The organism is Pseudomonas sp. H2_D02 (genome assembly GCF_054677635.1).
Window position 1 is genome coordinate 1,566,219 of the sequence record NZ_CP162816.1, and the last position, 20,271, is coordinate 1,586,489.

15 protein-coding genes and 2 pseudogenes are annotated in these 20,271 nt (G+C 62.3%); 11 read left to right on the plus strand and 6 right to left on the minus strand.

Features of this window, described 5'->3' with window-relative positions; translation table 11 throughout:
* The first annotated feature begins 293 nt into the window (after positions 1-293).
* The 4 genes from AB4N42_RS07165 to AB4N42_RS07180 all read left to right on the plus strand — a co-directional run bounded on the left by AB4N42_RS07165 (position 294) and on the right by AB4N42_RS07180 (position 6,824).
* The gene (locus AB4N42_RS07165) at positions 294-2,678 is read left to right on the plus strand and encodes a hybrid sensor histidine kinase/response regulator (protein ID WP_460116020.1); all 2,385 of its coding nucleotides are present in this window, start codon (positions 294-296) and stop codon (positions 2,676-2,678) included.
* A 74-nt stretch (positions 2,679-2,752) separates the two neighbouring features.
* On the plus strand, positions 2,753-4,402 hold the full coding sequence (locus AB4N42_RS07170; protein WP_030140352.1) for an acyl-CoA dehydrogenase family protein: 1,650 nt from the start codon (positions 2,753-2,755) through the stop codon (positions 4,400-4,402).
* A 177-nt stretch (positions 4,403-4,579) separates the two neighbouring features.
* A complete protein-coding gene (gene amn, locus AB4N42_RS07175) occupies positions 4,580-6,079 on the plus strand; it encodes an AMP nucleosidase (protein ID WP_187293326.1) in 1,500 nt (499 codons plus the stop codon).
* Positions 6,080-6,218: 139 nt separating this feature from the next.
* Entirely contained in the window at positions 6,219-6,824 is a 606-nt protein-coding gene (locus tag AB4N42_RS07180) for a pseudouridine synthase (protein ID WP_460116377.1), read from the plus strand.
* Here the strand turns inward: AB4N42_RS07180 and AB4N42_RS07185 are convergent.
* Positions 6,781-6,990, minus strand: coding sequence for a DUF2788 domain-containing protein (locus tag AB4N42_RS07185; protein ID WP_003185724.1), 210 nt, complete (start codon positions 6,988-6,990; stop codon positions 6,781-6,783). The genes AB4N42_RS07180 and AB4N42_RS07185 overlap by 44 nt on opposite strands.
* 243 nt (positions 6,991-7,233) lie before the next feature.
* On the minus strand, positions 7,234-7,713 hold the full coding sequence (locus AB4N42_RS07190) for an Lrp/AsnC family transcriptional regulator (protein WP_030140349.1): 480 nt from the start codon (positions 7,711-7,713) through the stop codon (positions 7,234-7,236).
* A 413-nt stretch (positions 7,714-8,126) separates the two neighbouring features.
* Between AB4N42_RS07190 and AB4N42_RS07195 the strand changes: the two are divergent.
* Positions 8,127-9,135: pseudogene (locus AB4N42_RS07195) on the plus strand (DUF6515 family protein).
* 136 nt (positions 9,136-9,271) lie between these two features.
* Here AB4N42_RS07195 and AB4N42_RS07200 read toward each other — a convergent pair.
* Together AB4N42_RS07200 and AB4N42_RS07205 are read right to left on the minus strand one after the other, a co-directional pair.
* Positions 9,272-10,165, minus strand: a complete 894-nt coding sequence (locus AB4N42_RS07200; protein WP_030140347.1) for a cation diffusion facilitator family transporter — start codon at positions 10,163-10,165, stop codon at positions 9,272-9,274.
* A 23-nt stretch (positions 10,166-10,188) separates the two neighbouring features.
* A complete protein-coding gene (locus tag AB4N42_RS07205) occupies positions 10,189-10,608 on the minus strand; it encodes a hypothetical protein (protein ID WP_030140346.1) in 420 nt (139 codons plus the stop codon).
* A gap of 95 nt (positions 10,609-10,703) precedes the next feature.
* Between AB4N42_RS07205 and hrpB the strand changes: the two are divergent.
* From hrpB to AB4N42_RS07225, 4 genes and pseudogenes are all read left to right on the plus strand, one after another.
* Positions 10,704-13,222 (plus strand): annotated as a pseudogene (gene hrpB, locus AB4N42_RS07210) (ATP-dependent helicase HrpB).
* 100 nt (positions 13,223-13,322) lie between these two features.
* On the plus strand, positions 13,323-14,372 hold the full coding sequence (locus AB4N42_RS07215) for a LacI family DNA-binding transcriptional regulator (protein WP_030140344.1): 1,050 nt from the start codon (positions 13,323-13,325) through the stop codon (positions 14,370-14,372).
* Positions 14,373-14,553: 181 nt separating this feature from the next.
* Positions 14,554-15,714: an L-talarate/galactarate dehydratase gene (locus AB4N42_RS07220; RefSeq protein WP_030140343.1), complete on the plus strand. Its 1,161-nt coding sequence runs from the start codon at positions 14,554-14,556 to the stop codon at positions 15,712-15,714.
* A 72-nt stretch (positions 15,715-15,786) separates the two neighbouring features.
* Positions 15,787-16,740 carry a 2-hydroxyacid dehydrogenase gene (locus tag AB4N42_RS07225; RefSeq protein ID WP_030140342.1) on the plus strand — a complete coding sequence of 318 codons (954 nt, stop codon included), beginning with the start codon at positions 15,787-15,789 and terminating at the stop codon, positions 16,738-16,740.
* Between the two features lie 231 nt (positions 16,741-16,971).
* Here AB4N42_RS07225 and AB4N42_RS07230 read toward each other — a convergent pair whose 3' ends face one another.
* The gene (locus AB4N42_RS07230; protein ID WP_460116022.1) at positions 16,972-18,054 is read right to left on the minus strand and encodes an endonuclease/exonuclease/phosphatase family protein; all 1,083 of its coding nucleotides are present in this window, start codon (positions 18,052-18,054) and stop codon (positions 16,972-16,974) included.
* A complete protein-coding gene (locus AB4N42_RS07235) occupies positions 18,051-18,710 on the minus strand; it encodes a YciC family protein (protein WP_030140340.1) in 660 nt (219 codons plus the stop codon). The genes AB4N42_RS07230 and AB4N42_RS07235 overlap by 4 nt, the downstream gene beginning before the upstream one ends.
* 178 nt (positions 18,711-18,888) lie before the next feature.
* On the opposite strand from AB4N42_RS07235, the gene AB4N42_RS07240 reads away from it, so the two are divergent.
* Both AB4N42_RS07240 and AB4N42_RS07245 read left to right on the plus strand, forming a co-directional pair.
* On the plus strand, positions 18,889-19,644 hold the full coding sequence (locus AB4N42_RS07240) for a DUF2076 domain-containing protein (protein ID WP_030140339.1): 756 nt from the start codon (positions 18,889-18,891) through the stop codon (positions 19,642-19,644).
* Positions 19,645-19,772: 128 nt separating this feature from the next.
* Entirely contained in the window at positions 19,773-20,252 is a 480-nt protein-coding gene (locus AB4N42_RS07245; protein WP_030140338.1) for a LabA-like NYN domain-containing protein, read from the plus strand.
* The last annotated feature ends 19 nt before the right edge of the window (positions 20,253-20,271 follow it).

Sequence of the window (20,271 nt, forward strand, 5' to 3'; positions counted from 1 at the left end):
CGGCGACAGTTATTGGGGCTGCTGTGCAGCCCAGCGGGGATAAATCCCCTCGCCACAATAGAACTCCGCGCCGACGAAATTGTGACCTGACCAAAGCAACAGCTCTATCTCAATGCTTGGCGCTGAGACGCCCGTCCTAGAGCCTTTTGTCGGAAAAATTTCCATGGTGCAAATTGGCCATCAACGGCTATGCTAGGGATGGATCCAACCAATAACAGGTAATGCCGGTGTTACGTCTACTCAGGGAATGGGGGGCTTCCTGACTCAACCGGACAGGCCACGCTGGGGCTTAAATGCGCTATTTGCTGATGTTGCTGTTGTGCTTGTCCCCCTTGGCAAGCGCCCTCGAATTCGATGAATTTACCCAGAGCCTGCCCTTGGGCAACGCCCTGCAAGTCTTTGAAGACGCCAGCGGCACGGATTCCATCGATGACGTCCTGGCCCAGGCTGCGGCCGGTCGCTTCAAACCCCATGACAAAGCCACGTTGAACGCCGGTTATTCACGCTCGGCGTTCTGGCTGAAAATCGACTTGCACTATCGTCCGGGCAATCCCGGCGCCCAGCGGACCTGGCTGTTGGAGCTGGCATATCCACCATTGGATCACCTGGACCTGTATCTGGCCGATGGCACCGGAGCGTATCGCCTGGTCCGCCAGACGGGCGATGCGCTGCCGTTCGCCCGTCGCGAGATTCGCCAGAACAATTACCTGTTCAGCCTGGACTTCCAGCCCGATCAACGCCAGACCGTCTACCTGCGGCTGCAAAGCGAGGGCTCGATCCAGGCGCCACTGACGCTGTGGTCGAGCACCGCTTATCTGGAACAACAGCCGTTGCGCCTGTATGTGCTGGGGATCATTTATGGCGTGTTGCTGGGCATGCTGGTCTACAACCTGTTCATTTACCTGAGCGTGCGCGACACCAGCTACCTGTATTACATCTTCTACATTGCCTCGTTCGGCCTGTATCAATTGTCGGTCAATGGCGCGGCGGTCGAATATTTCTGGCCGGACAATCCCTGGTGGGCCAACGCCGCGACGCCGTTCTTCATCGGCTGCGCGGGCCTGTTCGGCAGCCAGTTCGCCCGCAGCTTCCTGCAGACCGCGCAACACAGTCGCTGGCTCGACCGGTTGCTGCTGGCGCTGATTGCCTACGGCGCGGTGGTGGTGGGCTTGTCGTTGATGACCAGTTACGCCCTGGCGTTGCGCCTGGCAACCGCATTGGCGCTGGTGTTCACCGTGGTGATTTTCGCCGCCGGGCTGTTCGCCTGGTGGCGTGGCCTGCGGGTCGCGCGTTATTTCATCATCGCCTGGTCGGCGTTCCTGCTGGGCGGCATCGTCAACACAATGATGGTGCTCGGTTATCTGCCGAACATCTTCCTGACCATGTACGCCAGCCAGATTGGCTCGGCCATCGAGGTGGCGCTGTTGTCCCTCGCCCTGGCCGACCGCATCAACGCCATGCGCGAGCAGCAGGCCCAGACGCTGTTCGACGCCGGGCAGAAACTGGAAGTGCTCAACCAGCAACTGGCCCAGGGCAACAAACTCAAGGATGAATTCCTCGCCACCTTGACCCATGAGTTGCGCACGCCGATGAACGGCGTGATCGGCTCGCTGGAGTTGATGGAAACCGTCGAAATGGACGAGGAGTTGACCCAGTACCAACAGACCGCCGCCGGTTCGGCGCGGGACATGATGCGCATGGTCAACGGCATCCTTACGCTCACCGAGTTGCAGGCCGGCAAACTCAAGGTCTACCCGGCGCCGTTCAGCCTGCGCGGTGTGATTGACGCGTTGCAGGTGCAGTTCGGTGCCAACGCGGCGGCCAAGGGCCTGGATTTCAAGGTCGACATAAACCCCGGCCTGGCAGACCGGCTGTTGGGTGACAGCGGCAAACTGGCCCAGTGCCTGGAATGCCTTCTGGACAACGCCATCAAGTTCACCCGCTCAGGGGGCGTCGCGTTGCGGGTCAGCGGGCGTCCGTCGGAGCTCGATCGCCTGGTGTTGTCCTTCGCCGTGATCGACACCGGCATCGGTTTTACCGACCTTGGCGAAGCAACTTTGTACCAGCGCTTTTTCCAGCTCGACGGTTCGATGACCCGCGAATACGGCGGCCTCGGTGTGGGCCTGGCGATCTGCCGCCAACTGGTCGAATTGCTCGGCGGGCGGCTGACCCACACCTCCGAGCCGGGGCGCGGCAGCCGTTTCCAGCTGGACGTGGCGTTCGACATCGCGTTGCCGGCGGGTGTCCCGAGCCCTTTTTCATTCAACGGGCGCCGGGATTCGCGCGAGCCCCAGGATTGCACAGTGCTGTTGGCGGATGACAACAACATCGATCAGTTGGTCATGCGCGGCATGCTGCTCAAGCTGGGCTACCGGGTGCGTACCGTCGACAGTGGTCGGGCTGCCTTGGATGTGCTGCAGGTCGAAAGTTTTGACGCAGTGCTCCTCGATTGCCAGTCATCGCCCCAGGATGGCGTGTCAGTCGGCTGCCAGATTCGGGCGCTGGCCGGTTGCGAGGATTTGCCCGTGCTGGTAGCCAGTCCGCGTCATGATGCAGCTTGCTGCCCTTCGGGAGCCTTGATCGACTATCTGGGCAAACCGGTGAAATTCGAGGTTTTGCAAGCCGTTTTGCAGCGGCGAGTACTTTGTCCGAAACAGGGTGAAAGCGCCGATATTTAGGCGGGTATGCCACTTTGATCGATCAGGAGGCGATGCTTAACTGAATCCCTGCTGGCCGACCAAGGAGCCCCGTCATGAACCTGCACCAGTTCGCCGAAACCCACGACGTCACCAATCAGCCGCCGTCCCTGGACGGTGCCAACCTGTATCGCATCGACCTGCCGCTGCAACAGTGGTCGCAGCGTTTCGGCGCCGGTTGGGCGCAGGCGCGGATCGATGCCTACGGTGCGCTGGCGGGTGGGCCGCTGATGGAGGCCGGGTTCCTGGCCAACCAGAACAAACCGGTGTTTTCCAGTCATGACCGCTACGGCCATCGCATTGACCTGGTGGAGTTTCATCCCGCGTATCACCAGTTGATGCGCACCGCCATCGAGCATGGCCTGCCCAGCCTGCCGTGGGCTCATCCGCAACCCGGCGCCCATGTCGCCCGCGCTTCCATGACTTACCTGCACAGCCAGGCCGAAGCCGGCACCGGTTGTCCCTTGACCATGACCTTCGCCAGCGTGCCGGCGTTGCGCCTGCAGCCGGACCTGGCCGAGCGCTGGGTGCCGAAGGTGCTCGCCACCGAATACGACCCGCGTAACGTCGGCATGGCCCACAAGGCCGGCGTCACGCTGGGCATGGCGATGACCGAAAAACAGGGTGGCACCGACGTGCGGGCCAATACCACCAAGGCTTTTCCAGTGGGCGCCAGCGGGCCGGGGCAGGCCTATGAACTGGTCGGCCATAAATGGTTCTGCTCGGCACCGATGTGCGATGCGTTCCTGACCCTGGCCCAGACCGACAAGGGCCTGACCTGTTTCCTGCTGCCGCGCCATCGCCCGGACGACACGCGCAATCAGTTCTACATCCAGCGGCTGAAAAACAAGCTGGGCAATTGTTCCAATGCGTCCAGCGAAGTGGAGTTCCGCGGAGCCCTGGCCTGGATGGTCGGGGAAGAGGGCCGGGGCGTGCCGACAATCATCGAGATGGTCGCCATGACCCGCTTCGATTGCATGGTCGGTTCCAGCGCCCTGATGCGCCAGGCGCTGACCCAGGCCAGTCACCACTGCGCGCACCGCAAGGTCGGTGGCAAAGTCTTGAGCGAACAGCCACTGATGCAGAACGTGCTCGCCGACCTGGCGCTGGAAAGCGAATCTGCATTGGCCCTGAGCCTGCGCATGGGCCGGGCGCTGGACCATCTGGACGACGAGCACGAAGCCAAGTTCGCCCGACTGGTGACGGCGGTGGGCAAGTACTGGATCTGCAAGCGTGCCCCCGCAATGATCAACGAAGCCGCCGAATGCATGGGCGGCGCCGGCTACGTCGAAGACAGCATCCTGCCGCGCCTGTATCGGGAGGCACCGGTCAACTCGACGTGGGAAGGTTCAGGCAACGTGCAATGCCTCGATGTATTGCGCGCCTTGTCCAAGGAGCCAGGCGTGCTGGAAGTGCTGTTCAACGAACTGGGCGACGGTCATGGGGACAAGCGCCTGGCCACCCATATCGACCAATTGCACGCGGCGTTCAAGGACACCGACGACATCCAGTACCGCGCCCGGCAATTGACCGAAGACATCGCCGTAGGCCTGCAAGCGAGGTTGCTGCTCGAAGCGGGGAACAGTGATGTCAGCGATGCCTTTATTGCCAGTCGCCTTGGATCCGGCGCCAGGGTCTACGGCGCATTGCCCCGTGGCTTGAATGTAGAGGCGATCATTGCGCGCTCGAGTCCGCAGGGTTTCTAAGAAGGTTCAGGTCGGCACATGCCCCTGTGGGAGCGGGCTTGCTCGCGAAAGCGTCGGTACATTCAACCTCTGTGTTGTCTGACACACTGCTTTCGCGAGCAGGCTCGCTCCCACAAGAAGCTCCGCGAAAGATCAACCAATACGCCACTGTTCCCGTCGGACCACGATGCAGGCAAGATGAAGGCCTGCAAGTCAGAACACAGGAAGCTGATCGTGACCGAAGCGTTTATTGTCGTTCAAACCGCCGAACAAGCCGTGGATCGTCTCGCGGCCCTGCATGAGCGTGCGACCACCGCGCTGAACCAGGCGCTCAAGCGCTACCTCAAGGACCGCATCGAGCCGGATGCCGAGCAACGGGCCTTGTTTCGCTACCCGGCCCTGCGCCTGACCTACCATTGCCACGGCGAAGTCCCGCAAACCACCCGCGCCTACGCCAAGGTCCAGTTGCCGGGCACTTACAGTGTCACCGTCACTCATCCATCCGCGTTCCGCAAATACCTGCTGGAACAGCTCGTGCCGTTGATGCACGACTTCACCGTCACGGTCGAGGTGGGCGTCAGCGAGCAGAACATTCCTTACCCGTACGTGGTTGAGCAGGGCGATGAGCTCGCTGGCTCCGGTGTCACCGCCGCCGTGCTGGCGCGGGTGTTCCCGAGCACCGACTTGTCGGCCGCCACCGATGGCATCGCCGATGGCCTCTACGATTGGGAAAACACCGACCCGTTGCCCCTGGCGCTGTTCGACGCCGCCCGGGTGGATTTCTCCCTGCGCCGGTTGGTGCACTACACCGGCAGCGACTGGCGCCATGTGCAGCCGTGGATCCTGCTGACCAACTACCACCGCTATGTCGACCAATTCATCGTCCATGGCCTTGAGCAATTGCGCAGCGACCCGCGTTTCGTGCGCATGGTGTTGCCGGGCAACGTGATCATCGACAAGAACATGGACCACGGCGAAGCCTCGGCCATCGCCGCCGGCGTGGTCTGGCACCGCTACCAGATGCCGGCCTATCACTTGCAGGCCAGCGACGGCCACGGCGTGACCCTGGTGAACATCGGCGTCGGCCCGTCCAACGCCAAGAACATCACCGATCACCTGGCCGTGCTGCGCCCGCATTGCTGGCTGATGATCGGACACTGCGGCGGCCTGCGGCAGTCCCAGACCATCGGCGATTACGTGCTGGCCCACGCCTACATGCGCCGCGATGGGATTCTCGACCGGGTGGTGCCGCCGAACATCCCGATCCCGGCCCTGGCCGAAGTGCAACTGGCGCTTCAGCAGGCGGCGGCGAACGTGACTGGCGAGAAAGGCGACGAGCTGAAAAAGCGCCTGCGCACCGGCACCGTGCTGACCTACGACGACCGCAACTGGGAGCTGCGCTGGGCCCAGGAGCGCCCGTTGATCAACCTGTCCCGCGCGGTGGCGGTGGACATGGAAAGCGGTACCATCGCCGCCCAGGGTTATCGTCTGCGGGTGCCTTATGGCACGTTGCTGTGCGTTTCGGACAAGCCGCTGCACAGCGAGATCAAGCTGCCGGGTTCTGCCAACGCTTTTTATGAGCGGGCGGTCAACCAGCACCTGAAGATCGGGATCGCGGCGGTGGACCTGCTGCGCACCGAGCTCAATTCGTTGCACTCGCGCAAGCTGCGCAGCTTCGACGAGCCGCCGTTCCGCTGATCGGATGGTGGTCATTTAACGGTCGGGCCACTAGCATGGTCGGCCCTGACCGTTAGATGTTGTCGCTGCCATGCCCCGTCCCCCACGTCCCGTTTCCCGCCGCCCTGGCGCGAAGCCTCCAGCCTCCGCCCCGCGCCGTGTGGCCAAGGCGCCTCCGGCCGAGCCGAAGCTGATCCTGTTCAACAAACCCTTTGATGTGCTGACGCAATTCAGCGACGGCGAAGGGCGGGCGACGCTCAAGGATTTCATCGACGTGCCCGGCATCTACCCGGCCGGTCGCCTCGACCGCGACAGCGAAGGGCTGCTGTTGTTGACCAATGACGGACAACTGCAGGCGCGCATCGCCGATCCCAAGCACAAGCTGGCCAAGACGTACTGGGTGCAAGTCGAGGGCGAGCCGAGCGACGAACAGCTGCAGCGCCTGCGCGATGGCGTGGAATTGAACGATGGCATGACGCTGCCGGCCGAGGCCCGCCAACTGGAGGAGCCGCAGTTGTGGCCGCGCAACCCGCCGGTGCGCTTTCGCAAGAGCGTGCCGACGAGCTGGCTGGAGCTGGTCATACGTGAAGGACGCAACCGCCAGGTACGACGCATGACCGCCGCGGTAGGCTTGCCGACCTTGCGCCTGGTGCGGGTCAGGATCGGTGACTGGACGCTCGAAGGGCTCGACCAGGGCCAGTGGAAGGAAGTGCTAGGCGCGCTTATAACGCGCCGGATTCGATCAGGCCGATCACCACGCTCTTGATGACGAATGCCGCGACGCCGAGGCCCAGCACGAAAAACAGGATAAACGAGCCAAAGCGCCCGGCCTTGGACTTCTTCGCCAGGTCCCAGACGATGAAACCCATGAAAATGATCAGGATGCTGACCAGGCCGGTCATCATCCACTCTTCGAAAACAGCAGGATCCATCGGGGCACTCCAGCGTGGGCGGGATTGAAAAGGCGCGGCGAGTATAAGGCATGGGGGCGGGGCGCAGGATTGGGCTGCGGCGGTGTGTCGCAGCTGTTCATCTGAACTCGGACTCAGCAGCGCTTGAATTGACTGTGGGAGCGGGCTTGCTCGCGAAAGCGGTCTGTCAATCAGCAAAAATGTTGAATGTGCCGTCGTCTTCGCGAGCAAGCCCGCTCCCACAGTAGATGGGCATGAAAGCGGTTAGCTACGCAGATGCGTCAACGGTAATTCAGTGCTGTTTAGCACCTGATTCAACACAAAACTCGAGCGCACGCTGGTGACCCCTTCGATTCGGGTCAGGTGCCCCAGCAACAGTTTCTGGTAATGGTCCATGTCCGGCACCACCACCTTGAGCTGGTAGTCCGCGTCGATGCCGGTCACCAGGCTGCACTCCAGTACTTGCGGCAGGCTGCGGATCGCGGCTTCGAAGGTCTCGAAGCGATCGGGGGTATGGCGGTCCATGCCGATCAGCACGTAGGCCGTCAGGCTCAGGCCCAGCATCTTGCGGTCGAGCAGGGCGACCTGGCGGGTGATGTAGCCGTCGTCCTCCAGTTGCTTGACCCGCCGGGAGCACGGGGAGGGCGACAAGCCGATGCGCTCGGCCAATTCCTGGTTGGAGATACGCGCGTCGCGCTGCAATTCCGCCAGAATGCTCAGGTCGTAACGGTCGAGTTTGCTCATCGAGCGGGCCTTTATTCGGTTAATTGCGGAAGATTATCCATCCAAGGGTAAAAATTGCGCAAGTGGTGTTTATTCAAGCAATCTTCGCAATCCCCTGCCGGCGCCCCGGGCCTATGCTTACCACCAAGATCACTGCTCGGACAAACAGTCCAGTGCAGCCCGCCCAATCCGGCCGGCTGCGGTCGCAGTACCCACCGGTACTGGCAGACCCCCGAGCTGCACACTGTCCAGAAGACGGCGTGAGGTGAGCCGACGTCATAAGCGTCGCGCACGGACGAAGTTCTCAAGGGGAGGCCGACGGGCCTCCCTTTTTTATGCCTGCGAAATAAACCCCGCGCCTGATAACCTGTCGCAGAACCGGCCTGGGCTTTTCCAGTCTTACCTTCAGGCCCCGAACCGTTGTGAGGAATTTCATGAAGTCGCGCATCTGGCGTTTGGCAGGTGTTGGTCTGTTGTGGGCAAGTGTCAGTGCGCAGGGAGTGGCCGACGATCAGCAAAACCGTGGCGGCCCCGACGGTGGTCACGGCCAGGACGGGCGAGGCGGCAACGGCCAGGGTTATTCAGGCCAACCCAGGCAGCAAAACAACGAGATCATCCGGGGCGACAACAGCCGACAGTTCGAGGTCAAGCCGCAATACCAGGGCGGGCAACACTACGAACGTCCGCCGCAGGACCCCAACGTCCAAGGTCGCCCGCCGCAGCAGCCACCGGGCAATCATTTGCCGATCCAGGGGCGGCCCGACAGCGTGACCCAGACCCGTGAACCGCAACCGGGGTACTACCGCGATATTCCGCGCCGCAACGACAGCTATCCGAACGGCGGGCCTCGTCCTGGTCATGAGGGGCGTCCCGAGCAACATTGGCCCGGTCGGCCGGACGGGCATGGCAATGGCTGGGGCCCGGGGCCGCAGTATCGGCCTGGGTATGTGATCGATCGTTTCCCGGATCGCAACTACCGCGTGCCTTATCGCGGCCAGGATTATTTCTATTCCGGTGGCTACTGGTATCGCCCGCAAGGCCCGCGTTATGTCGTGGTCCAGCCGCCACGGGGGATTCGCACGCGCTATCTGCCGGACTATGCCCGTGAGGTCTGGATCGGCAGTTCGCTGTTCTTCCTCGCCGCTCGGCGCGTATTACATCTACGAAGCCAATACCCGGGATTACGTCGTGGTCGAGGCGCCGGCCGCCAACCCGCAGCCACAACCCCAGGGCAACAGTTTTGACGTGGTGGCTTACCCGGCCAACGGCCAGTCTCCCGAGCAGGTCAACCAGGACGGCTACGATTGCTATCGCTGGGCGGTGCAGCAGAGTGGTTTCGATCCGCGCAACTACACCTACCCACCGGCGCCGGAGGTGGTGCAGACCTATCGCCAGGCCGAGGGGAGTTGCTTGAGTAGCCGTGGGTATCAAGTGACGTACTGAGTTCTGATGGAGCCGGTATTGCTCTTGTGGCGAGGGAGCTTGCTCCCGCTGGCCTGCGCAGCAGGCCCTGTATTTTACGGTCGCTGCGCAACCGAGCGGGAGCAAGCTCCCTCGCCACGGGGCCCGGTGCTCGGCATCAAGCGCTGGTGGGCTTCACCACTTCCAGCGGATCGGCATGCACCAGCACTTCGGCCTTCGGATACGCGCGGTGAATCGCGTCGGCGGCCTGGTCGCTGATGCCGTGGGCGACTGACAAGGTCAGTTCCCCCGGCAATTCCAAGTGCAACTGCACGAACCAATGGTTGCCGGAGATCCGCGTGCGCAGGTCATGGGCACCGACCACGCCGGGTACGGCGCATGCCAGTTCCAGCATGTGCTGGCTGACGTCCGGTGGCAGTTCTTCATCCATCAGCACCGCGAAGCTTTCCCGGGCGATCTGCACCGCGCTCCACAGAATATAGAGGGCGATCCCCAGGCCGAACCAGGCGTCGAGTTGATACCAACCGAACCCGGCCAGGACCAGCGCGACCAGGATGCTGCCGTTGAGCAACAAGTCCGAACGGTAATGCAGCGAATCGGCGCGCACCGCGTTGGAGCCGGTGGCGCGCACGACCCGATGCTGCAACGCCAGCAGCGCCAAGGTGAGCACCAGGGAAAACACGATCACGCCGACGCTCAGCCAAGGCGCTTCCACGGGCAACGGGTTTTTCAGCCGCTCGAAGGCCTGCAAGGCAATCAGCACCGCACTGCCGCCGATAAACAGCGCCTGGGCCATGCCCGCCAAGGACTCAGCCTTGCCATGCCCGTAGCGGTGATCGTCGTCGGCAGGGCGCAGCGCGTAATGCACCGCCAGCAGATTGAGCAACGAAGTGACGCCGTCCAGCGCCGAGTCGGTCAGGCCGGCGAGCATGCTCACCGAACCGCTCAACCACCAGGCCAGCGCCTTGGCGGCGACAAGGATAAGCGCCACGGCCACCGACGCCCGGGTGGCCAGGCGTAGCAGGCGAGCGTGTTCGGCACCAGTGGTCATGACGCGATCATCCTTGGGTTGCTTCAAGCAGCGGGTTTCAGACCGAGGGTGGCCAGTTGTTGAACGTTGCCCTTGTGCTGGATCAGGCGTGGATCGTCCAGCGGGAAGCTGCGGCCCAGTTCGCTTTCAAGGATGGCTTGCAGCTTGTGATTGTTGACCGTGCCGTCGGGGTTGATGGCTGGCTTGAGTTTCTCCGGGTCGATCTGGACGCTCTTGCCCGGCTCGAAATAAATCGCGCCGGTGGCGAAGTCCACGGCAAAGGCGATCAGGCCGGGGATGATGTAGAACAACAGGCCGACGGCATCGAGCGCGGCGATGGCCGGGTCGATCTTGCCTTCGATCTGGCCGCGACGGTCCGGGTAGAAGATCGAGCCACACGCGCTGATCTGGGTCAGCAGGGTGGCGACCAGGACGCCGCCGATCACGCGAAAGGGAATACGCATAGCAATCTCCTGAGCAGGTATGGGCGTTGCTGGTTGGAGTCCAGACCACGCTAAACAGTTCGCCGTTATACTCGGCCCTCTGTTTTGGAGCCAGCATGATTTCCTTGCCGATTGATGAAGTTTTACCCGCGCTGCGCCAAGCCCTGGCCAAGCGCCACGAAGCGGTGCTCGAAGCGCCCCCTGGCGCTGGTAAAACCACCCGTGTTCCCTTGGCCCTGTTGAACGAGTCCTGGCTGGCCGGGCAGACCATCCTCATGCTCGAACCCCGACGCCTGGCGGCACGGGCGGCGGCCGAGCGGCTGGCCAGCGAACTCGGGGAAAAGGTCGGTGAAACCGTCGGCTACCGGATTCGCCTCGACAGCAAGGTGGGGCCTCATACGCGCATTGAAGTGGTCACCGAAGGCATCCTCACCCGTCGCCTGCAGGACGATCCGGCATTGGAAGGCGTTGGGCTGCTGATTTTCGATGAATTTCACGAGCGCAGCCTTGACGCCGATCTGGCGCTGGCCCTGAGCCTCAATGGCCGGGAGCTGTTTCGCGAAGAGCAGCCGCTGAAGATCCTGTTGATGTCCGCGACCCTGGAAGGCGAGCGTCTGGCCGGACTGCTGGACGACGCGCCGATCCTGCGCAGCGAAGGGCGCATGTTCCCGGTGGCGGTGCGCTGGGGCCGGCCATTCCAGCCTGGGGAATTTATCGAGCCGCGACTGGTGCAGACCGTGCTCGAGGCGCTGCACGATGAAACCGGCAGCGTGCTGGTGTTCCTGCCTGGGCAAGCGGAAATCCGTCGCGTTCATCAACAATTGGCCGATGCCCTCGGCGACGGCGGCAACGTGTTGCTGTGCCCGTTGCATGGCGAACTGGACCTCGCTGCCCAGCGCGCCGCCATCGATCCGGCGCCGCCCGGCCAACGTAAAGTCGTGCTGGCCACCAACATCGCCGAGACGAGCCTGACCATCAACGGTGTGCGGGTAGTGGTGGACGCCGGGCTCGCCCGCGTACCGCGATTCGATCCGGGCAGCGGCATGACCCGTCTCGATACCCAACGCATCTCCCGGGCTAGCGCGACCCAACGGGCCGGTCGAGCCGGGCGCCTGGAACCAGGGGTGTGCTATCGGTTGTGGTCCGAAGACCAGCACGAACAGTTGGCCGCCTACGGCAGCGCCGAGATTCTTTCGGCGGACCTGGCCGGGTTGGCCCTGCAATTGGGGCGTTGGGGCGTGACGCCGCAGCAGTTGGTGTGGCTCGACGTTCCGCCGACCGCCGCGTATGCCCAGGCCCAGGATCTGTTGCAACGTCTCGGCGCACTCGATGGCGGCCAACTGACCCGCCACGGCCAGGCCATGGCCGAGCTGCCGGCTCATCCACGTATCGCACACTTGCTGTTGCGTGGCCAGGCGCTGGGGTTGGCGGACATGGCTTGCAACGTGGCGGCGCTGCTTGGCGAGCGCGACATCCTGCGCGGCGCCGGCGCAGATCTGCACAGCCGTCTGGTCTTGTTGTCCGGCGAGGAGCGAGCGGCACGCGGCGCCCAAGGTGGCGTGCAGCGGGCCCGGCAATTGGCCCGGCAATATCGCGGCTATCTACGGGGCAAGGCCGGGGAAGCCGTCGCCGATCCCGATCATCCACGCTGGCTCGGTGCATTGTTGGCGTTGGCCTATCCGGATCGTGTCGCCCAGCAACGGCGCCCCGGCGGTGCGGAGTATCGCCTGGCCAATGGTCGTGCGGCGCTGTTCGCCGAGGCGGATAGCCTGATGAAACAAGCGTGGCTGGTGATCGCCGAATTGGGCAGTCGCCAAGGCCAGCGGGAGGAGCGGATTTACCTGGCGACGGATTTCGACCCGGCGCTGTTCGATTCAGTGCTGGCCGAGCAGGTGCAGACGGTCGATCAACTGGACTGGGACGAGCGCGAAGGCGTGCTGCGGGCCGAACGCCAGCGCAAGGTCGGCGAACTGGTGCTCAGCCGCGAGCCGCTGGCCGGGCTGGATGAAGCAGCCCGCAGCCAGGCGCTGGTCAACCTGGTGCGGCGCAAGGGCCTGGAGCTGCTGCCGTGGACGCCGGAGTTGCGGCAATGGCAAGCGCGCGTGGCGCTGTTGCGCCGGCTCGACCTGGAGGCCAAGGGCGAAAGCGAATGGCCGGATGTCAGCGACACGGCATTGCTGGGCAGTCTCGAGGATTGGTTGATGCCGTATCTGGGACGCGTCTCTCGACTCAGTCATTTCGCGAACCTGGATTTGTCGAGCATCGTCCACAACCTGCTGCCCTGGCCTTTGCCGCAACGCCTGGACGAACAGGCGCCCCACCATTTGAACGTGCCTTCGGGATCGTCGATTCGCCTGGATTACAGCGAGCATCCGCCAATCCTTGCCGTGCGCTTGCAGGAGCTTTTCGGCTTGGCCGATACCCCGCGCATCGCCGCAGCGGACGGCAGGTGGTCAAGCTGCACCTGCTGTCGCCGGCGCGTCGGCCGGTGCAAGTGACCCAGGATTTGGCGAACTTCTGGCGCAGCACCTATGCCGAGGTGAAGAAGGATCTCAAGGGGCGCTATCCCAAGCATTACTGGCCGGATGATCCGTTGGTGGCGGAAGCGACGGCGCGGGTCAAGCCGCGCAAGTGAAAATCCCCGGCTTGGCCAGGGTCGCAGATGGTAAATTCACCGACGGATAAGCTGCTTTTCCACGCAGCCTCGGTTACTCAGCTCCAGATTTGGACATGTCATGGCAAAGAAACCCGCAACGCCCACCACTGAAGCATCGATGACAGCGGCCAACAAAGGGGCCAGCTTGACATTGATCGATGTGGCAAAGATTGCCGGGGTCTCGCCAATGACCGTTTCCAGGGCCTTGCATCGACCGGAGCTGGTGAGCGAGAACACGCGGGAAAAGGTCCGGGAGGCGGTGCGCCAGTCGGGTTATGTGCCAAACATGCTGGCCGGTGGCTTGGCGAGCAACAAAAGCCGCCTAGTGGCGATTTTCCTTCCCACTATCGCTAACTCCATTTTTGCAGACACCGTGCAATCGTTGATGGACCGCCTGACCCAGGCGGGCTATCAGACCCTGCTGGGCCTTACAGGCTATAGCGCAGAGCAGGAAGAAAAACTGTTGGAGGCGGTACTCGGCCGGCGTCCGGATGGCATCGTACTGACCGGTACGCTTCACACCGAATCAAGCCGCTTGCGCCTCGCTCAGGCGGGTATTCCCGTGGTTGAGGCCTGGGACTTGAGTGAGGACCCTTTGGACATGCTGGTGGGTTTTTCCCACGAAAAGGTGGGGGAGGAGACCGCGCGACACCTGGTGAAAAAGGGTTACAGGCGATTTTCCGTGGTGACCATCAGCGACCCCCGGGGTCTGCGCCGTTGCAACAGCCTTATCGCCGAGCTGAAACGCCAGGGAATCGAGCAAGTGCCCATGGAAATCCTGGCGCCACCTGCCACGCTCGAAGTCGGGCGAGAGGGGCTTCGGCGACTGCTGGACCAATCACCGCGGCCCGACATCGTGGTGTGCAGCTCGGACACCGTGGCTCAAGGCGTTTTGGCCGAAGCCGCCAGCCAAGGCTTGAATGTGCCCGGCGACCTTGCCGTCATGGGGTTCGGGGATCTGAGCAGTGCCGCGCAGGTCTACCCGGCGTTGTCGACTGTCAGCGTCGACGGCAAGCGCATCGGCTTGCAAGTGGCCGAGGCGCTGCTTGAGCGATTCGAAAACCCTTTGGCCCAGAAAACGGTGCGGATTGACACCGGTTTCACCTTGATCGACCGCGCGAGCACCTGAATTGAAAATCTGTTTATCGGTTGCCTTCGGTTGAATGATTGCGCAATCAGTGTAGTATCCATTCAAAGGTCTTCGGTTGTATCGAGCGAGGGCTTTTTTTTGATCAGTCTATGATTGCGCAATCATAGACTGGCAGGAGCTTCCACACCTGAACGCTTTTCAATGTCCAAGGAGCGCACACATGTTCGTATCAAAAGACCTTCCCAAGTCCTCCGATGACGACCGTATTGCCTGGGTTCGTGTCGCTTCGGTGATCTTGCCGCTGGCCAATCCGATCAGTGATGCCAAGGTGCTTACCGGGCGGCAGAAACCGATGACCGAGATCGCCATCCTCTTCGCTGAAATTGAAACCCTCGAGGGGCATCGTGGCCTCGGCTTCAGTTACTCGAAACGTGCCGGCGGACCGGGGCAATTCGCCCATGCCAAGGAAATCGCCCCGGTGCTGATCGGCGAAAATCCGAGTGACATTTCCAAGCTCTGGACCAAACTCTGCTGGGCTGGCGCCTCGGTGGGCCGCAGTGGCATGTCGACCCAGGCTTTGGGGGCGTTCGACGTGGCGTTGTGGGACCTGAAAGCCAAGCGCGCCAACTTGTCGCTGGCCCGTTTGCTCGGCGCCCAACGCGATTCGGTGCGTTGCTACAACACCTCGGGAGGCTTTCTCCATACCCCGCTGGATCAACTGATGAAAAATACCGACGTGTCCCGCGAAAAGGGCATCGGCGGTATCAAGTTGAAAGTCGGACAACCGGATTGTGCCCTCGACATTGAGCGGGTCAGCACGGTGCGCAAGCACCTGGGTGACAACTTCCCGCTGATGGTCGATGCCAACCAGCAATGGGATCGGCCGACGGCCCAGCGCATGTGCCGCCAGTTCGAGGCGTACAACCTGATCTGGATCGAGGAACCCCTGGACTGCTATGACGCCGAAGGCCACGCCGCGTTGGCACAACAATTCGATACGCCGATCGCCACGGGTGAAATGCTCACCAGCGTCGCCGAGCACGCCGAATTCATCAAGCTGCGCGGCGCGGACTTCTTGATGCCGGACGCGCCACGAGTGGGCGGCATCACCCCTTACTTGAAGGTCGCGTCGATGGCTGAGCAAGCGGGCCTGATGCTGGCCCCGCATTTCGCCATGGAACTGCACGTTCACCTGGCGGCAGCCTATCCGACCGAACCCTGGGTCGAGCACTTCGAATGGCTTGAGCCTTTGTTCAACGAGCGCCTGGAGACCCGTGACGGCCGGATGCTCGTCCCCACCCGTCCCGGTTTGGGGCTGACGCTCAGCGAACAAGTCAAGCCGTGGACGGTTCAGGAAACCGAGGTGGGTGCCCGTCCCTGAGGAATCTCCTCGGTTCGGCAGTGGATAGGTTTGCGAGGCTCTATCCAGAGCCTCCTTGAAAGGGGAGCTACCGTGATCGATCTCAAAATGGACGTGCTGGTATGGGGGCCCATGCACCCATCCTTGATGCAGTCGTTGGAAGAACACTACAGCGTCCACAAGCGCTGGGAGATTGCCGACTTCACCCACTGGGTCGCTTTACATGGCGATTCTATACGCGCGGTTGTAACCAGTGGTGTGTACGGGGCTGACCATCAGGTCCTGGAACAGCTGCCCCATCTCGAGGTGATTACCAGTTTCGGTGTCGGTTATGACGCTCTCGATACGGCTTACCTGGCCCGTCGTGGTATCCAGTTGAGCAATACGCCGGACGTGCTCAACAACAGCGTGGCCGAAACGGCACTGGCGTTGATGCTTTGCGTATCCCGTAGAGTCTGCGAGGCCGAGCGCTTCGTGCGGGCCGGCAAATGGCGGGAGGCAAAATTCCCCTTGGGCAATGACCTGCACGGTAAAACCTGCGGCATCGTAGGCTTGGGCAAGATCGGCAAGACGCTCGCCAGACGGGTCTCGGCCTTCGACATGAACGTCGCGTATTATCGACCCAATGGACCGTATGCCGAGGTTTCCTATACCCATTACGCCGACCTTCAAGCACTGGCCACTGCCGCGGACTACCTTGTTGTTCTCGTTCCTGGCGGCCCGCAAACCCGGCATCTGATCAATCGACAGGTCATGCGCGCGCTCGGTCCCAAATCCTTTCTGATCAATGTGGCCAGGGGCAGTGTCGTCGATGAGGCGGCATTGGTCACGGCCCTCCTTGAGTCGGAAATCGGCGGTGCCGCCTTGGACGTGTTCGAGGACGAGCCCCATGTTCCGGCCGCGTTACTGGAAATGGATAACGTCGTATTGCTTCCACATATTGGCAGCGGTACTCACGAGACCCGCCAAGCCATGGCGGACCTGGTTCTCGAAAATCTCGATACCTATTTCGAAGAGGGGAGGCTGGTTACGCCGGTGGCGCTGTAATGCGTTTTGGCGCCGGCAGGCCTGTGGGAGCGTTGATCGATCTGTGGCGTGATGCTTGAGAGCTTTTGTGGCGAGGGAGCTTGCTCCCGCTGGCGCGCGCAGCGGGCCCCAAAAGCAATGAGCGCTGCGCACTCAAGCGGGAACAAGCTCCCTCGCCACAGGGCCGTGCTGCTCTCGAAATCCTTGTGGGCCGAGCCAGCTTGCTCCCACAGGTGTTTGGCGGTGAGTCGGCTAAGGCGCTGCTTGAGCAACAAAAACCGCGCAATCACCGGCAAATGATCGGAGATGCGCAAGGTGTCGTCCTGCCGGACCTGGGCTTCGACCCGCTTGAGGCGTGGGCTGTAGAACAGGTAGTCGACGGTGCGGTCGGGGCCGTTGAGGCCCGGGTCGTTCGGGTAGTGGGTGAGCCAGTGTTCGCGGTCGATGCCGCTGGCCTCGTTGTTGGTCGGGATCATCGGGTATTTGTCCCACAACAGATGCAGCTCGCTGTCGGCGGAGTAGGGCGAGCGCTGTTCCAGCCGGCAGGCGCCGGTATTGACCCAGGGGCAACAGGTTGAAATCGCCACCGATCAGCCAGGACGTGCTGGCGGATTCGAGCTTGTCCAAAGCCTTGGACACGGCATCGATCTGTTTCTGCGCGGTGTCGTCCGGCCGTGCCGCCCGCTCCAGGTGTGTATTGAGCACCGCCACTTGGCCGCCGCCGCTCAGTGGCAGGTAACTCACCAGCAAGGCGTTTTTCGGCTGGAACTGACGACTGATGAAACTCCCATCCGCCACGGGTAATTGCACCCGCTCGGCATGGTCGATGCGGTAGCGACTCAGCGTCGCCAATTGCCGGCCAACGCTGCCAAAGATGCGCGGGCTGGGGATGAAATCGGCTTTCCAGTCGAAGGCGCTGGTGCCGCATGGGTAGAGGTCGGCCAGGCGCTCCTGCAGCAGCTTGAGTTGTTCCTGGTAATGGCTGGCCTTGGCACCGTTGTCCAGTTCCTGGAGCAACACCACGTCCGGCTGTTCATCGCGAATGACCCGCGCCACTTCGTCGAGGCTAAAGGCCATGTCTTCGAGGGTCGGGCTTTCATCGTCGCCCTGGGCCAGGTCGTGCCAGAACACGTAGCGCTTGCCGGCCAGGAACTGGACGTTCCAGGTCATCACCTTCAACGCCTGGCCGGGCATCAGCGGCGCGGCGTCCGCGGCACAACTGACGGGCAGCGCTTCCCGGGCCTGGGGACGCCAGGTCAGCCCATAGATCGAGAAGACGCCGATGCCGACGATCAACAACAGGCCCAGCACGGTGTATCGCAGCAGACGGCTCATGGCTCGGGTTTTTCGGCAATCAGCATGAACATTCGGAACAACACCACAGTGGTGAACAGTTGCAGGAAGCTGTGAATGCTATCGATCAGCAGACTGATCAAGGGGTTCTGCGGTGCAGGGTACACCGAGACGCTGGCGCCCTTGAGCAGCCACAGCGGGACCATTACGGCCAGGATGCACAGCAGGATTCGCCAGAAATGGCCTCGACTCAGGCGCGCGCTTTCCTTCATGGCGGCCAGAGGCGACATACCCCTCAACACCAACAGGTATTCACCAAAGGCCAGGACCACCATCAGCCACAACCCCGGCAGGAAATACAATGAGATGCCAATCAGGATCAGCAGCGTATTGAGGGCGGTCAGCAAGGCGAAGCGTGGCCATTGAAGCAGGGCGGCCGCGAGCAGGTCGCGCGCCCGCGGGGCTTCGCCACGGCTGCGGGCATCGAGGAACAGAATCAACGCTGCGGTATACAACGGGTACACCAATAGACCGACGATCACGCTGTAGCCGGAAAAACCGTCGGCCCCGAAGGCGTTGTCCACTCCTTGTTGCAGCACCGCTTCAATGATCACCAGCGGCAGGCACAACTGGGCGATGCGGCCCAGATGGCGTTTGAAAAAATACAAGGAGTCACGCAGTACTTCTAAGGGATTCATGGGTCGGTATCGCAGTTCAAAAAAGCGGTCCGACACTTTACCCATCAGGTGACCGCATAAACAAACGTAAACATCAGGTAAAGACCATTGAAAGGTTCCTGGCGGACCCCATTACTGACGGGCACCGGTCTTTTGTGGACCGGCTTGGTTTTTTATCCGGCAATCTGATGAGGTCGCCATGAACAGCGAAGAACAAACCCTGATCGATGGACTGTTTTCACGGCTGCAACAGGCCGAAAAGGAATCAGCCCCGCGCGACGCCCAGGCTGAGGCGCGGATCAAGGAACACTTGGCCAACCAGCCTGCGGCGGGCTATTTCATGGCCCAGGCGATTCTGGTGCAAGAGGCGGCGATCAAGCGCCTGGACGAGCAGAACAAGCAACTCGCCCAGCAGGTCGAGCAATTGCAAGCCGAGTTGCAGCAGGCTCGCAATCCGGCTTCGGCGCCCAGCGGCGGCGGTGGTTTTCTCTCGAGTATTTTTGGTGGCGGAAACCGCGATTCGCATCCTGCAAGTACACCAGCGCCCAGCGGTGGCGGCTGGCGTGAACCGGGACGGCCGTCGTTCAACGCGCCGGCCCAGCAAGGTTTTGGTGCCGCGCCCGGCAACTATGGCGCGCCGCAACAGCCGGCCCCGGCGGCCAGCAGCTTCCTCGGTGGCGCCTTGAAAACCGCGGCGGGCGTGGCCGGTGGCGTGATGCTGGCCCAGGGCATCAGCAGTCTGTTCCACAGCAATCAGCCTCAGGAAATCGTCGAGATCCTCAAGGAAGAACCGGCCCAGCCCGTCAACGATACGGCCAACAGCGGCGACAACGGCTGGGGCGATGACCAGCGCGTGGCCGACAACGGTTCCTACGACAACGACCCGGGCGGTGTCAGCGACGCGGACTACGGCGACGATTCGTCCTTCTTCGGCGACGACGACTCGTTCGTCTGACCTGCCATTCGTCCGAGGCGCCCGGGCGCCTCGGGCCGATTATTCGCGGAACATTCCTCGAGGCTGGCATACTGGGCGACTTTTCGGGCCGGCTGGCCTGCACGCGTGTGCATTCATGAGGAAACGCGGTGAAAAAAATCGCAGTGTTCGCCGATGTCCAGAACCTCTACTACACCGTGCGCCAAGCCTATGGCTGCCATTTCAACTACGCGGCGCTATGGGCTGACGTCAGCAAACAGGGCCAGATCGTCGAGGCCTATGCCTACGCGATCGATCGCGGCGACAGCAAGCAACAGCAGTTCCAGCAGATCCTGCGCAACCTCGGCTTCACCGTGAAGCTCAAGCCCTACATCCAACGCAGCGACGGTTCGGCCAAGGGCGACTGGGACGTGGGCATCACGCTCGACATCATGGACGCTGCCGACCATGTCGATGAAGTGGTGCTGGCCTCCGGCGACGGCGATTTCGACATGCTGCTCGAACGCATCATCAGCAAGCACGGCGTGCAAGCGGTGGCCTACGGTGTGCCGGGGCTGACCGCCAACTCGCTGATCCGCGCCGCCAGCCGCTACGTGCCCATCGAAGGCGCGTTGCTGCTCAAGAATTGATCTTCAAGGAGCCCCACAG